Raw genomic sequence first — 13,638 nt, 5'->3', positions numbered from 1 at the left:
AGGGTGGGTGGTGATTTCTTGCCAGCAGCAGAAGAGAAGGGCAGCCTCCGCAGGTGCGCAGTCACGCGGGAGGAAGGTACTCCAGCTCAGATGGTGCGGTTTGTGGTCTCACCCTCTTCCATAATTGTCCCTGATCTGGACGCGCGTCTGCCGGGACGGGGAATATGGTTGAGTGCCCGCCGGGATGTGATAGAACAGGCTCGTAGCCGCGGCGTGTTTGCACGCGCCGCCCGGATGCAGGTCAAGGTGCCGGAAGACCTCCTCTCTCAGGTAGAAGTGGGTCTGCACCGGCGGATGATAGAATTGGTTGGGCTGGCACGACGCGCCGGTCAGGCCATTAGTGGCTTCGTTAAGGTGCGGGAATGGGTTATGCAGCGTCGTGCTGCTGTTATCGTTCACGCATCGGACGGAAGCAGGGAAGAACTGGGCCGCCTCATGTCAGGCGGGCGGGATATTCCTGTCGTTGATGCGTTGTCGTCTGAAGAACTGGCTAAGGTTTTTGGGCGCGAACGTGTTGTGAATGTGGCGCTGGCGGCCGGCGGGCTGGCTACGCGTCTTTGTTGTGAAAACAGACGTTTTGCGGGGGTGGCCGTTGGCGATCCCCGGGTCTGCCGGACCTTTCCGGCGGATGGGTGTGAACAGGCGGGTCAATGAGCGAAGGCAAGGATCAGGATCAGGGTAAGGGGCGTTTGTCCCTTCGGCCGGCAGGGCGTCCGGAGGTCGGACGGACGGTTGATGCCGGGTCCGTGCGGCAAAGTTTCAGTCATGGCCGTTCCAAGGTCGTGCAGGTAGAAGTGCGTAAAAAACGTGGTCCCTCTCCGGGTGGCGCTGGTGGGCGCTCCGGTGGTTCCCGCGCAGGCGGCGGCCGTACCCTGACCGCAGCCGAACTGGCCATGCGCCAGCGCGTGCTTCAGGAACAGAAGAAAGAAGCGCTGGAAGCCGAACGGCGTGAAGCTGAACGGCGCGAGGCCGAGAAGATTCGTATTCTTTCCGCCGCTGAGGAAGCGCGCCGGAAGGAAGAGGAAGACAAGCGTCAGGCTGAAGAGCGCGAGGCCGAAGAGGCCGCCGCTGCTGATGCCGACCGCAAGGCCCGCATTGACTCGATCAAGCCGATCGAACTCAAGACACCTGTTGTGTCCGCTGTGCCAATTCCCGGTGAAGTCACACTGGCGCCACCTGCCGGTCGTCTGCGCCCGTTGGCCGAACGCGCCATTATGCCAGCCAAGCCGCTCAAGCCTGTGGCTCCGCCACGCACCCAGTCCGCTCCTGCAGCGGAAAAGGATGCGAGCGCTGCCCAGACCCTGCGTCTGCGTGGTGGCCGTGGTACGGAAGGCGAGGAAGAACAGCGCCGTGGTCCGTCCCGCAACAAGGCAGCACCGCCGCGCAAGAACAGTGGTGGTCGCAAAGGGGATGTCGGTGGTGGTCGCCGTGCAGGCCGCATTGACGTTCAGGCCGCGATTGAAGGGGATGACGACAAAACCCGTTCGCTCGCTTCCGTGCGTCGCCAGCGTGAGCGTGAACGCCGTCAGGCCGAACTGGAACGCCTGCGTTCCGATCAGGTCAAGGTCGTGCGTGACGTGATCCTGCCCGAAACGATTACGGTGCAGGAACTGGCCAACCGTATGGCAGCCCGTCAGGGTGAGGTGATCAAGGCGCTCATGAAAATGGGTGTCATGGCAACCGTGACCCAGAGCATTGATGCCGATACGGCGGAACTGGTGGTGGAAGAATTCGGCCATCGTGTGCGCCGCGTTTCCGAAGCAGATGTGGAGCTGGGGATCGAAGGCGTGGAAGACACGACCGAAGATATGCAGCCACGTCCGCCTGTGGTGACGATTATGGGGCATGTCGATCACGGCAAAACCTCCCTGCTGGATGCACTGCGCACCACGGACGTGGCTGCGGGTGAAGCCGGTGGCATTACCCAGCATATTGGCGCTTATCAGGTTACGCTGGAATCGGGTGCCAAGATCACCTTCCTGGATACGCCTGGACATGAGGCCTTTACGGCCATGCGTGCCCGTGGTGCATCCATTACGGATGTGGTCGTGCTGGTGGTTGCAGCGGATGACGGCGTCATGCCGCAGACCGTTGAGGCCATTAAACATGCCAAGGCGGCCAACGTGCCCATGATCATTGCCATCAACAAGATCGATAAGCCGGGTGCTAAGCCGGACCGCGTGCGGCAGGATCTGCTGCAGCACGAGATTGTTGTGGAATCCATGGGTGGTGACGTGATGGACATTGAAGTGTCCGCACGCCAGCGCATCGGGCTGGATAAGCTGGAAGAAGGCATTCTGCTTCAGGCAGAAATTCTGGAACTTCAGGCTAATCCGGATCGTGCTGCCGAAGGTGCCGTTATTGAAAGCCGTCTGGACCGTGGTCGCGGTTCCGTGGCGGCCGTGCTGGTGCAGAAGGGTACACTCCGCAAGGGTGACATCGTCGTAGCCGGTGCCGAATGGGGCCGTGTGCGTGCTCTGGTGGATGACCGTGGTCGTCAGGTTGAGGCGGCTGGTCCGTCCATGCCGGTGGAAATTCTGGGTCTGTCCGGGGTTCCTGCCGCTGGTGCACCGTTTGTGGTCGTGGAAAACGAAAACCGTGCGCGTGAAATTTCCGAGTTCCGCCAGCGTAAGCTGAAGGAGCATCAGGCTGCTGGTCAGGCTGCTGCCCGTGGCACGCTGGATCAGATGCTGGCCCGTATTCAGGCCGGTGTGCAGAAGGAAGTGTCTGTCCTTATCAAGGCGGACGTGCAGGGTTCGGCGGAAGCGCTCCAGACCACTGTGCTTAAGCTGGCGAATGAAGAAGTTGGCGTCCGTGTGCTGAATGCCTCGGTTGGTCAGATCACGGAAAGTGATGTGCAGCTTGCCAAGGCGTCCGACGCGGTTATCGTTGCCTTTAATGTGCGTGCAACCTCTCAGGCGCGGCTTCTGGCCCAGCGTGAGGGCGTGGACATCCACTACTACTCCATCATCTATCAGGTGGCGGACGACGTGGAGCAGCTCGTACGTGGCAAGATGGCGCCCAAGCATCGCGAAAAGTTCCTTGGCTATGCCGAAATCCGCAAGGTTTTCGAAATCAGCAAGGTGGGCAAGGTTGCCGGTTGCTTCGTGACCGAAGGCGTTGTCAAACGTGGCTGTGGCGTGCGTCTGCTGCGTGATGGCGTGGTGATCCATGAAGGTGATCTGAGCCAGCTCAAGCGCTTCAAGGACGACCAGAAGGAAGTGACCAAGGGTTACGAATGTGGTCTTTCCTTTGCAGGCTACAACGATCTGCGCGAAGGCGATGTGGTGGAATGCTTTGAAAGCGAGTTAATTCCAGCATGAGTCGTCGCCACGGATCAGGCAGTAAAACAGGGGGACCGGCGGACTATCTCGCCGGTCTTTCCTCATCTGGCCCTTCGCAGCGTCAGTTGCGGGTAGGGGAGGAAGTGCGGCGCGTTCTGGCCGAACTGTTCGCCCGGACTACATTCCGTGACCCGGAACTGTCGGATGTTTCCATTACCGTTACGGAAGTGCGGCTTGCGCCGGACTTCAAACATGCAACCGTGTTTGTTACACGGCTGGGGCGGAGCGATGTAGCTTCTCTTCTGCCTGCACTCAAACGGGTTGCTCCGTGGTTGCGGACGCAGCTTGCCCATAAGCTGACAATTCGCACCGTGCCAGAGCTGCATTTTCAGCCCGATACGGCGCTGGATACGGCCATGCATGTGGATTCGCTTCTGCGGTTGCCAGAGGTCCAGCGTGATCTTGGCAATGAGGGCGACCATCAGTCTGACGAAGACTGAACTCCTATAAAAACAGTTTTCACCCCGCTCAGGCTCACGCTTGGGCGGGGTTTTTTATGCGCTGGTTTGCCCTTTTTCCTGCTGGACCACGGGGCGGATGGCAAAGTTGCTCTGAATCCGCACAACGCCGGGCATACGGGACAGTTCTTCCTTATGGATGCGTTCGTAATCCTGCATATCCCGCGCCTCTACCCGTAGCAGGTAATCGGCATCGCCGGTCATCAGGTAACATTCCTTCACATCCGGGCATTCGCGGATGCGGCTTTCAAAGCGGCGCAGGCATTCTTCTGTCTGCCGTTCCAGCGTGATCTGCACAATAATCGTGGCAACGGGGGGCGCGTTGCGGCGGGCTATAATGGCCTGATAACCGCGTATAATGCCTTCTTTTTCCAGCATTTTAACGCGCCGTAGGCACGCGGAAGGGGACAGCCCTATGCGCTCGGCCAGTTCAGCGTTGCTTAGGCGGCCATCGTGGCGCAGGTGGCGGAGAATGGCCTCGTTCAGGCGATCTTGCATAATCTGTCTTTTGCTGGTTTTTGCTGCAATATTGTGCAGAAATAAAGCGAACACGCACTAATCATGCACCACAATGGCAGGATATGCCATAAAGAGTGCGGTAAAATTCTGATATCGTAACAGAACGGATATGCCCGTGACCCAAGCTTCCTCTCCCGTTCATGCAGGCTGGCCCGCACAACGTGCCGGGGCGGTGCTAACCGTTAATCTGGAAGCGATCGCCCAGAATTATCGTCTGCTCAGGGAGCGGGTGCCTCATGCGGTGTGTGCGGCTGTGGTCAAGGCGGATGCCTATGGGCTAGGGGTGGCGCAGCTGGCCCCTGTGCTGGAACAGGCCGGGGCAACACAGTTTTTTGTGGCACATGTGGATGAGGGGCTGGCCCTACGCCAGCACGTTGGCGCGCAGGCGGGCATTACCGTCCTGCACGGCCCCCGGCCCGATGCGGTGGAAGCTTGTCTGGCACACGGGTTGCGGCCGGTGCTGAACAGTCTGGAGCAGATTGCGTGGGTCCGTGCCGTGGCGCGCAAACAGCAGCGTGCGCCGGGTGTTGTGCTGCAACTGGATACGGGCATGTCCCGCTTTGGGCTTTCCGCGCAGGATGTGCAGCATCTGGCAGAGCAACCGGACCTGCTGGATGGCCTGACGGTAGAACTGGTCATGAGTCATTTGGCCTGCGCGGATGAACGCACAAACCCCGCTAATGCGGAACAGGCTGCACGCCTTAAAGAGTATGCAGCCCTGTTACCCGTGCGCGCGCCGCTTAGCCTTGCGGCCTCCTCCGGTGTGTTTTTGGGGCCTGATTATCACTTTAACCTCGTGCGTCCGGGTGCTGCGCTGTATGGCGTGGCCCCGCATCCGCACGAACCCAACCCCTTGCGGGCTGTTGTGGGGCTAAAAGCCCATGTGTTGCAGACCCGCACATTAAGCCGGGGGGACCGGGTAGGCTACGGGCTGACATGGCGGGCCGATGGTCCATGCCGCGTGGCAACCATTGCCGTGGGTTATGCGGATGGATTTGTTCGTGCCCGCGCCAAGGGATGTGCGTGGTTCCGTGGGCACCGGCTGCCCATACTGGGCCGGATTTCCATGGATTCCATGACCGTGGATATTTCCACCATTCCCGAAGGGCAGCTTGAGGCCGATGGCATGGTGGAACTTCTGAACGAGACATACGGCGTTGACCATGTGGCCGCCGCCGAAGGCACGATTGGCTACGAGGTCCTGACATCGCTCGGGCATCGTTATCATCGCAATTATACACGCGCTGCCTGAGGGCAGGACAGCAGGGAAGAGTAAGATCATGAAAGTTCTTGTTCTGGGCAGTGGTGTTGTGGGTGTAACAACCGCCTGGTATCTGGCGCAGGCGGGGCACGAGGTTACGGTGGTGGACCGCCAGCCCGGCGCAGGGTTGGAGACCAGCTTTGCCAATGCGGGACAGGTTTCGCCCGGATATTCGGCGCCATGGGCGGGGCGGGGGTGCCGTTTAAAGCCATGAAGTGGCTGTTGATGAAGTATAGGCCCTTTGTGTTCTGGCCCATGCCCGACCCGCATCTGTGGAAGTGGCTGGTGCAGATGCTGGAGAACTGCAACACCCCGGCCTACGACCGCAACAAAGGCCGTATGGTGCGGCTGGCGGAATATAGCCGGGACGTTATGTGCGACCTGCGCCGCCAGACCGGCATTACCTATGATGACCGGCAGCAGGGCACCTTGCAGGTGTTCCGGACCCAAAAGCAGATGGATGCGGTTGCGCAGGATATTGCCGTGCTCAGGCAGTACAATGTGCCGTATGAGGAACTCAGTGCCGCGCAGTGCGTGCAGGCCGAACCCGGTCTGGCCGCGTCTTCTCACAAAATTGTGGGTGGTCTGCGCCTGCCGGGGGATGAGACGGGAGATGCCTTCAAGTTCTCCCAAACTCTGGCGGATATGGCGCAGGCGGCGGGTGTTACCTTTTTGTATAACACCAGCATTCGCAAAATTCTGACGGAAAGCGGGCGTGTAACAGGGGTGGAAACATCACGCGGGGTACTGACGGCGGAGAGCTATGTGCTCTCGCTGGGGAGTTTTTCTCCCGCTCTGGTCAGGCCTTTGGGGCTGGATCTCCCTATTTACCCGGTCAAAGGGTATTCCCTTACGGCGGACATAACCGATGCCTCCCGCGCGCCGGTTTCCACCATTATGGACGAGACCTTTAAAATTGGTATTACCCGGCTGGGGGACCGTGTTCGTGTGGGGGGTACGGCGGAACTGGCCGGGTTTAGCACACGCCTGCGCGCGCCTCGGCGGGAGACGCTGGAACACTCGGTAACAGACCTGTTCCCCGACTGCTGCAATGTGCCTGCGGCCCAGTTCTGGACCGGTTTGCGCCCCATGACACCGGACGGCACACCCATTATTGGTCGCACTGGGCTGGATAACCTGTACACCAATACGGGGCACGGCACCCTCGGTTGGACCATGGCCTGTGGTTCGGCCCGTGTGCTGGCGGATATTATGTCCAACCGCAAGCCGGACATTGCGTATGAGGACCTGAGCCTGTCCCGTTACCGGCCCTGATGGCGCGGCCGTAAGGCGGGAGGCCCTACGGGGTGGCGGCAGGCTGTGCGCGGGTCGCACCATAAATGTGGTACAGCGAACTGGCGGGCATATGGTCCACGGCCGGTTTGCCAAGGGCGTCAAAGCGGTCAATCCAGCCGCCACGTAGGTGCTTGGGCGCAAATGTGGTAAAAAAGGTCCGCGTCAGGTGTGCCAGAAGGTCTGTCTCGGCTGCGTTGCCTGCCCCGTTTGTCTGGCGGCAGGCCAGCAGGCGGGCCAGTTCGGTCTGGGGCCATATGCGGATGCTGGTGTGGCTGAGGGTGCCATCATCCATTATGCCATCACGCACAGTATTCTGCGTGACACCGTGCTGCCATCCGGCCTGAAAAAGCCGCTCGGCCACTGTCTGGATGTGTGTGGCCAGCGGGTCCGTGGGGTTGAGGGTGGTGTAGCTGGTGAGCAGCCATGACCATTCAAACAGATGGCCCGGCTCCACCGGGTTTTGCCCAAAATCCTTGCAGGGGGCCCAGTCGGGGCCAAAAAATTCCAGCAACAGACCACTGCGCGGGCTGATAAACCGGTTGAGTGCCAGAGCAACAAGACCTTGGGCGCGGTCCAGATAGAACTGGTCGGTCGTGGCTTCAAAAAGGGCCAGATACGCTTCCAGCAGATGCATATGCGGGTTTTGCCGGCGCAGACCGTCTGGCCGGGGCATGGCATCCCAAAAACCGCCGCAGGGGGCGTGAAAAATAGCGTCCACGTCTGCGATAGTTTTGTGTACGATCTTGAGTAGTGCGGGGTCTGCGCTCAGGCGGTAGGCCCACGCGTGGGCGAACAGAATAAACGCATGGGCATACAGGTCCCGCACGCTACTGGATGGTTGGCCATCTGGCCCCAGCGCAAAAACCCAACCGGGTTGCCCATCCGCCCGCCAGTACCGCGCCTGAACTTCGTGCAGGCAGTCCAGAGCGGTGCTGCCTGCGTTAAAAACACCATCCAATTCGGCTTGGCAGAACGTGGCAATCTGGCGTGCCTGCACCATCAGGCGTAGGTGCGGCAGGGGTATGGGGGTGGCGTCAAACGTCAGTCGCTCATGGTACAGGCGGCGGGGCTGGTTGTAGCCAGCACTGCTCCAGAGCGGCAGAGCCTCGCCCACCATCCAGCCTGCCCAGCATGTGGCCGGGCCTTGGGGCGCGGGGTCAGGCATTGGTAGTATCTGAGCGGGGGGTATTCATTTTGCGGACCAGATTGCTGGTGGAGCAGCCCTCCACCAGTGTGACCAGTTCCACTCGTCCCCCAGCGGCCTTAACCACGTCCGCCCCGACTACGGTATCCTCCGTATAGTCCGCACCTTTAACCAGCACGTCGGGTTTGAGGGCGGTAATGAGTTCCAGTGGTGTGTCTTCATCAAAAATCACCACCATATCCACATCCCGCAATGCGCGGATAACGGTGGCTCGTGCGGTTTCGTCCTGCACGGGGCGGGTTGGGCCTTTAAGCCGCCTGACCGAGGCATCGCTGTTAATGGCCACAACCAGTTTATCCCCCTTTTGTGCCGCGGCATGAAGAAGGGAGACGTGGCCGGGGTGCAGCAGGTCAAAACAGCCATTGGTGAACACAACACTCGCCCCATGCTGGTGCCATTTGCGCATGATGGCACAGGCCTGTGACCACGAGGCGATGAGGCCCGTATCGGGGCTGTCTTCCTTGAGTTCAGCACTGAGTTCCGCCCGGGTGACGGCCGCAGTGCCCAGCTTGCTAACGGCAATGGAGGCCGCAACCGTGGCAATGACAATGGCCGTATCCAGATCCTGCCCGGCGGAGAGCACGCTCCCAATGGTAGCCACCACCGCATCCCCCGCACCGGAGACATCGTACACCTCGGATTTGCGTGCGACCTGATGCCGGACATGGCCGTTACGCTGCCACAGGGTCATGCCCTCTTCGGACCGGGTGACCAGTACATCCCCGCCAAACTGGTCGGAAACCACGCGGGCGGCTTTTTCAATATCGGCATTGCTGCGCAGGGGCAGGCCGGTTGCCACCGCCATTTCCGCCCGGTTGGGGGTAATGAGGGTAGCGCCGCGATAGGCCGAAAAATTCTTGCGCTTGGGGTCCACGATAACGGGTATGTTTTTGGCCCGTGCGTGCTGGATAACCGCCTGAAGCACATGGTCGGACAGAACGCCCTTTGCGTAATCCGAGCAGATCAGCACATCCGCGTTGTCTAGTGCGGCAACGGTCTGCGCGATCAGGCTGTCTTGGGTAGCGGTGGAAAAATTGATGATGGTTTCATCATCAATACGGACAATCTGCTGGTGACCACTGACCACACGCAGTTTGGAGATGGTCGCCCAGTCCGGCTCCGTTACCAGCCCTTGTATGGTAATGCCGGGCCACTTGCCCAGTGCGTGGCGCAGAGTCTGTGCGTTATCATCCGGCCCCACAACGCCGATGAGGCTGACGGAGCAGCCGAGGGCCGCCGCGTTGACCGCCACATTGGCTGCACCGCCGGGCACGGCGCTCTGGCGGGCCTTGCGCAGCACGGGCACGGGAGCCTCGGGAGAAATGCGCTCCACCGAGCCGAATACATACTGGTCCAGAAGCAGATCGCCGATAACGACGAGGCGCCCGAATTCAAAATTTTCAATCATGGACGATCATACCGACTGGCGCGGGCGCAGGCCCGCAAGGTGGAAGCAGGGTCATGCCATAAGACCCGACCGGGAGGTGATGAGCTGCCGGACATAGTCCGACACCCCCTGTGCAACATCCCTAAAGGGCACATTGCAGCCTGTAGCGCGTAGGGCACGCATGTCTGCCTGCGTAAAACACTGGTAACGGCCACGCAGTTTGTCAGGGAAGGGGACGTAACGCAGCACACCGGAGCTGACCATGTCTGCTTTGGTCAGTGGGGGCAGGTTTTTTTGAGCACGCACGGTGTTGACCACAGTGGTTGCAACATCATTGAACGGTTGCGCCCTGCCGGTGCCTAAGTTGAACACGCCACTCTGGTCGGGGTGGTCAAAAAACCAAAGCTTGGCGGCAACCAGATCGCCAACAGCAAGAAAGTCGCGCCTCTGCTCCCCCGGCTGGCACTGCCCGTATTCCCCAAACAGCCGGACGCAGCCATCCGCCATAAACTGGTTGAAGTTGTGAAAAGCCACGGAGGCCATGCCCCCTTTGTGCTGCTCACGCGGGCCATACACATTAAAGTAGCGGAACCCCACCACCTGTGTTGCTAGTTCGGGCAGGGCGCGCCTTACAATTTGGTCAAACAGAAGTTTGGAATAACCATAAACATTCAAGGGTTTTTCGTAAGCCGGGTCTTCTGTAAATGTGGTGGATGCGCCGTAGGTTGCCGCGCTGGAGGCATAAAGCAGGCGTGTGCCGGTGCGCTGGCAGTAGGTGAGCAGTTTTTTACTGGTTTCATAATTATTGGCCATCATGTAGCGGCCATTCTGCTCTGTGGTGGAAGAGCACGCCCCTTCATGAAAAATGGCGTCGATCTGCCCAAAATGCCCGGCAAGCAGGGCATCGTAAAAACTGTCCTTGTCCACGTAGTCACTAATCGCAAGGTCAGCCAGATTAAGGGCCTTGTCGCCATTGGTCAGGTTGTCCACGGCAATAATATTGCTCAGGCCACGCTGGTTAAGCCCGTGTATGATGTTGCTGCCAATAAACCCGGCACCACCTGTAACAATAAGACGCTGTGCCATGACCTTTAGAACGCCAGATTGGGGAGAGGGGAGAACATAGCGAGCATACGCGGCAAACCTGTTGTTGTGTATCCACGCGCGGTGGTTCTGACATAAAGCGGGCAGCGTGGAGGCCCCCATCTGCCAGCCGATACTAAATGCACTGTGGAAAACAGGCAAACGGAGAAAAAGGGCGCAGGTGCCCCGGTTGGGGGATGGAACGCCGCACCTTACACCGCAGACTGGTGGTGTGAGGGCAGACTTGTTCAACCATGTATGGATATTGCCCTAAATGCGGGGCTGTTTGTGGCCATTATTATGGAGCGTGGACGGGTATATTTAAGCTGTATTGTGCTGCGAGCGTGTTGTTGACAGTAAAGTGGAAACCGTCCAACCACAGGGGTAGTCGCTGTTGTGCAAATGGGGAGCGCTGGTGTGCAAAAAGTTCTGGTAACGGGGGCCACTGGTATGCTCGGTGGCTATGTTTGCACCGCCTTGGCAGATGCGCCCGTTGACCTGCACAAGGTGGACCGTGCCCGGTTTGACCTGACCGCCCCCCAGCAGGTTTATGAGTATATTATGGCGGAAAAGCCCGATGTTATTTTGCATCTGGCGGCCGAAACCAATGTTGATTTGTGTGAGCGTGACCCGCAGCGGGCCGGTGTGTGCAACCACCTTGCAACGGACATGGTTGCAAGGGCCGCGGCAAAGCTGGGGGCCTGGCTGCTATACGTGTCCACATCCTACGTGTTTGGCGGGCAGGGTGGGTTGGAATTCAACGAACTGGATAGCCCCGCTCCGCCAAATTATTATGGCCGCTCCAAGCTGCTGGGCGAGCAGGCTGTGCGGCTCATCTGCCCGACGCATCATTTTATTATACGGGCAGGGTGGATGATTGGTGGCGGGCGGGGGCGCGACCACAAGTTTGTTGGAAAAATAATTGACCAGCTTGAAGGCGGCGCTACGGAAATTAGAGCCGTGAATGACAAGTTTGGTTCTATGACATCAGCTTTTCAGCTCAGCCAGTTTATTGCGTGGAGTATTCGGCAAAGGTGCTTTGGCACCGTGCATTATGCCAGCCGGGGCGGGGTAACACGGTTTATGATCGCCCGTCAGGTTGCCGCCATATTGGGCCGGGATGTGCGTATTACCGCTGTCCGCTCAGCCGAATTTCCACTAGCCGCCCCGCGTGCCGAGGCGGAAGTTATGACCTCGCTTTACCTGCCGCTGCTGGATGGCCCCCGGCCCGGCCAGTGGGAAGAGGACCTTGAGGCCTACATAAGGCAGTCTTTTTAAAGGGGCGCGGGTGGGGCGGGTCTGTTGAAAAACGGCAAAAGCCTGTATAATGTTGTGCACCATAAGCGGTCGATAAAACAACGTGTTGGCATATTCTGTTTTTTGTAGGGTATGTATGGCTTGCACACCTGCTCCACTCAGAGGTTAGAGTATAATGCCTGAGCCTGCGCCACCGCAAACAGACCAGAAAACGGTTTATTTTACGCTTGCGGCAGATAGCGGGTGGCGGCAGCGGATTCAGCTCGCATTGGCGGATCTGGGTGAGGGCGCACGTTTTTTTCGGCTCATCTGGGCGCTGGCCTTGTCGGACATTAAACAGCGTTACCGTGGTTCCACCCTTGGCCCCTTCTGGCTCACAATCTCCATGGGGGTTCAGATCGGGGCCATGGCTTTTCTTTACGCCGATCTTTTTCACCTTCAGCTCCGCTCCTACCTGCCATATCTTACGGCATCCATGATTTTGTGGAACTATCTGACCGCCCTGGTGCTGGAAGGGAGCGGCTGCTTCATAGCATCAGAAACGCTAATCAAGGGGAACAGAATTCCGTTTCTGGTTCATGCGGCAAGGTGCGTGGTGCGGAATACTATTGTTATGGCGCATAACGCGGTCATACTGCTTATTGTGCTTGTGTTAACCCGCGCGCATCTCTCGTTTAGTCTGGTGCAGAGCGTTTTTGGTCTGCTGTTATGGATGGTGGATGCCGTGGCCCTGTCCCTCTTTTTGGGAGCGGTTTGTGCGCGGTTTCGGGATATTCCGCCTATTATATCGGCTGTTATGCAAATTGCATTTTTTTTGACCCCTATTTTATGGCAGGTGGATATTCTCAAAAGTCATTCTGTGGCGATGGAATTAGTAAAATTCAACCCGTTTGTTTATCTTCTGGATATTGTGCGTGACCCGTTACTGGGTAAAGGGTTTGACCTTGTGCAGGTGCTGGCTGCGCTGTGCATTTCCATAATGGTTGTTGTTGTCTCATTTTTTGGTTTTGCCCGCTGCCGTGGCCGCATAGCATTCTGGGTGTAGGGGCATGACCTATTTAATTGCTTCCGATATTTCCATAGGGTTTTCCTTGTATCATGCGCAGACAAGGTCGCTCAAAAAAGCGTTGTTAGGCAAAGTCTCATCACGTTTTGCCACGGATGAGAAAAACAGGTTGAGCGTGCAGGCGCTTAAAAACATTTCCTTCTCGCTCAAAGCGGGGGACAGGCTAGGTCTGGTTGGGGCCAATGGGTCTGGAAAAACAACATTATTGCGCACGCTTTCCGGTATTTACCAACCAACAAAAGGGTCTTTATCCATAGAGGGAAAGGTTATTTCTCTCCTAGACCCTGAACAGGGTATGAATACAGACCTGACAGGGCGGGAGAATATCTGGCTACGAGGGTACTATCTGGGGCTCAGCAAAGCGCAGATTGTTAGATTAGAGCAGGATATCGAAGAGTTTACGGATATAGGGCATTTTATGGACATGCCCGTGCGGAGCTATTCAAGCGGCATGGTCATTCGGCTAGCATTCGGTATGGCCACGTCTCTTCCACCAGATATTGTTCTTATGGATGAGTGGATACTGGCCGGGGACGCCAATTTTATGGGCAAAGCCAGAAAACGGGTCGAAGGTATGGTAGCCGGGGCTGATATTCTGGTGTTGGCCAGTCATTCGCCCTCCATCATGCTGGAATGGACTAACAGGCTGATCTGGCTGGATAATGGGGAAATTAGAGCCGATGGCCCTCCCATGGATGTTTTTGCATCCTACCTGCCCAAAGAGGATTTTGAAGCGCTGGCCGCAGGGCATGTGGTAGGGTAA

The 13,638-nt window shown here is 58.2% G+C and carries 11 protein-coding genes and 1 pseudogene; 8 read left to right on the top strand and 4 right to left on the bottom strand.

The window, feature by feature from the left end; all coding sequences use genetic code 11:
- Window positions 1-3: 3 nt before the first annotated feature.
- The 3 genes from AGA_RS00975 to rbfA are packed head-to-tail and all read left to right on the top strand — an operon-like array spanning window position 4 to window position 3,784.
- On the top strand, window positions 4-654 hold the full coding sequence (locus tag AGA_RS00975) for an RNA-binding protein (RefSeq protein ID WP_059022621.1): 651 nt from the start codon (window positions 4-6) through the stop codon (window positions 652-654).
- On the top strand, window positions 651-3,323 hold the full coding sequence (gene infB / locus AGA_RS00970) for a translation initiation factor IF-2 (protein ID WP_059022620.1): 2,673 nt from the start codon (window positions 651-653) through the stop codon (window positions 3,321-3,323). Before AGA_RS00975 ends, infB begins: the two co-directional genes overlap by 4 nt.
- Window positions 3,320-3,784, top strand: a complete 465-nt coding sequence (rbfA, locus tag AGA_RS00965; RefSeq protein ID WP_059022619.1) for a 30S ribosome-binding factor RbfA — start codon at window positions 3,320-3,322, stop codon at window positions 3,782-3,784. Before infB ends, rbfA begins: the two co-directional genes overlap by 4 nt.
- A gap of 54 nt (window positions 3,785-3,838) precedes the next feature.
- Here the strand turns inward: rbfA and AGA_RS00960 are convergent, their stop codons facing one another.
- Window positions 3,839-4,300 carry an Lrp/AsnC family transcriptional regulator gene (locus tag AGA_RS00960; protein WP_059024559.1) on the bottom strand — a complete coding sequence of 154 codons (462 nt, stop codon included), beginning with the start codon at window positions 4,298-4,300 and terminating at the stop codon, window positions 3,839-3,841.
- A gap of 130 nt (window positions 4,301-4,430) precedes the next feature.
- Between AGA_RS00960 and alr the strand changes: the two genes are divergently transcribed.
- Together alr and AGA_RS00950 are read left to right on the top strand one after the other, a co-directional pair.
- Window positions 4,431-5,573 carry an alanine racemase gene (gene alr / locus AGA_RS00955; protein ID WP_059022618.1) on the top strand — a complete coding sequence of 381 codons (1,143 nt, stop codon included), beginning with the start codon at window positions 4,431-4,433 and terminating at the stop codon, window positions 5,571-5,573.
- Window positions 5,574-5,601: 28 nt separating this feature from the next.
- Window positions 5,602-6,857: pseudogene (locus tag AGA_RS00950) on the top strand (D-amino acid dehydrogenase).
- A 25-nt stretch (window positions 6,858-6,882) separates the two neighbouring features.
- On the opposite strand, the gene AGA_RS00945 reads toward AGA_RS00950, so the two are convergent.
- The 3 genes from AGA_RS00945 to rfaD are packed head-to-tail and all read right to left on the bottom strand — an operon-like array spanning window position 6,883 to window position 10,555.
- On the bottom strand, window positions 6,883-8,043 hold the full coding sequence (locus AGA_RS00945) for an AGE family epimerase/isomerase (protein WP_059022617.1): 1,161 nt from the start codon (window positions 8,041-8,043) through the stop codon (window positions 6,883-6,885).
- On the bottom strand, window positions 8,036-9,490 hold the full coding sequence (gene rfaE1, locus AGA_RS00940; protein ID WP_059022616.1) for a D-glycero-beta-D-manno-heptose-7-phosphate kinase: 1,455 nt from the start codon (window positions 9,488-9,490) through the stop codon (window positions 8,036-8,038). Before rfaE1 ends, AGA_RS00945 begins: the two co-directional genes overlap by 8 nt.
- A 51-nt stretch (window positions 9,491-9,541) precedes the next feature.
- Window positions 9,542-10,555: an ADP-glyceromanno-heptose 6-epimerase gene (gene rfaD / locus AGA_RS00935; RefSeq protein WP_059022615.1), complete on the bottom strand. Its 1,014-nt coding sequence runs from the start codon at window positions 10,553-10,555 to the stop codon at window positions 9,542-9,544.
- Between the two features lie 414 nt (window positions 10,556-10,969).
- Here rfaD and AGA_RS00930 point away from each other — a divergent pair, with 414 nt between their 5' ends.
- From AGA_RS00930 to AGA_RS00920, 3 genes are all read left to right on the top strand, one after another.
- Window positions 10,970-11,830 carry an SDR family oxidoreductase gene (locus AGA_RS00930; RefSeq protein ID WP_197556482.1) on the top strand — a complete coding sequence of 287 codons (861 nt, stop codon included), beginning with the start codon at window positions 10,970-10,972 and terminating at the stop codon, window positions 11,828-11,830.
- Window positions 11,831-11,984: 154 nt separating this feature from the next.
- Window positions 11,985-12,854 carry an ABC transporter permease gene (locus tag AGA_RS00925; RefSeq protein ID WP_059022613.1) on the top strand — a complete coding sequence of 290 codons (870 nt, stop codon included), beginning with the start codon at window positions 11,985-11,987 and terminating at the stop codon, window positions 12,852-12,854.
- Between the two features lie 4 nt (window positions 12,855-12,858).
- Entirely contained in the window at window positions 12,859-13,638 is a 780-nt protein-coding gene (locus tag AGA_RS00920) for an ABC transporter ATP-binding protein (protein WP_059022612.1), read from the top strand.

The organism is Acetobacter ghanensis (assembly GCF_001499675.1).
In the GTDB taxonomy this organism is placed as follows: domain Bacteria; phylum Pseudomonadota; class Alphaproteobacteria; order Acetobacterales; family Acetobacteraceae; genus Acetobacter; species Acetobacter ghanensis.
This window is presented reverse-complemented; position numbering and strand designations above follow the sequence as displayed.

What these genes read in the sequence shown, in the direction of transcription:
- AGA_RS00945 (WP_059022617.1), bottom strand. Translation starts at nt 8,043, where the DNA reads ATGCCTGACCCCGCGCCCCAAGGCCCGGCCACATGCTGGGCAGGCTGG.
- rfaE1 (WP_059022616.1), bottom strand. Translation starts at nt 9,490, where the DNA reads ATGATTGAAAATTTTGAATTCGGGCGCCTCGTCGTTATCGGCGATCTG.
- AGA_RS00960 (WP_059024559.1), bottom strand. Translation starts at nt 4,300, where the DNA reads ATGCAAGATCGCCTGAACGAGGCCATTCTCCGCCACCTGCGCCACGAT.
- rbfA (WP_059022619.1), top strand. Translation starts at nt 3,320, where the DNA reads ATGAGTCGTCGCCACGGATCAGGCAGTAAAACAGGGGGACCGGCGGAC.
- AGA_RS00920 (WP_059022612.1), top strand. Translation starts at nt 12,859, where the DNA reads ATGACCTATTTAATTGCTTCCGATATTTCCATAGGGTTTTCCTTGTAT.
- infB (WP_059022620.1), top strand. Translation starts at nt 651, where the DNA reads ATGAGCGAAGGCAAGGATCAGGATCAGGGTAAGGGGCGTTTGTCCCTT.
- rfaD (WP_059022615.1), bottom strand. Translation starts at nt 10,555, where the DNA reads ATGGCACAGCGTCTTATTGTTACAGGTGGTGCCGGGTTTATTGGCAGC.
- AGA_RS00925 (WP_059022613.1), top strand. Translation starts at nt 11,985, where the DNA reads ATGCCTGAGCCTGCGCCACCGCAAACAGACCAGAAAACGGTTTATTTT.
- alr (WP_059022618.1), top strand. Translation starts at nt 4,431, where the DNA reads ATGCCCGTGACCCAAGCTTCCTCTCCCGTTCATGCAGGCTGGCCCGCA.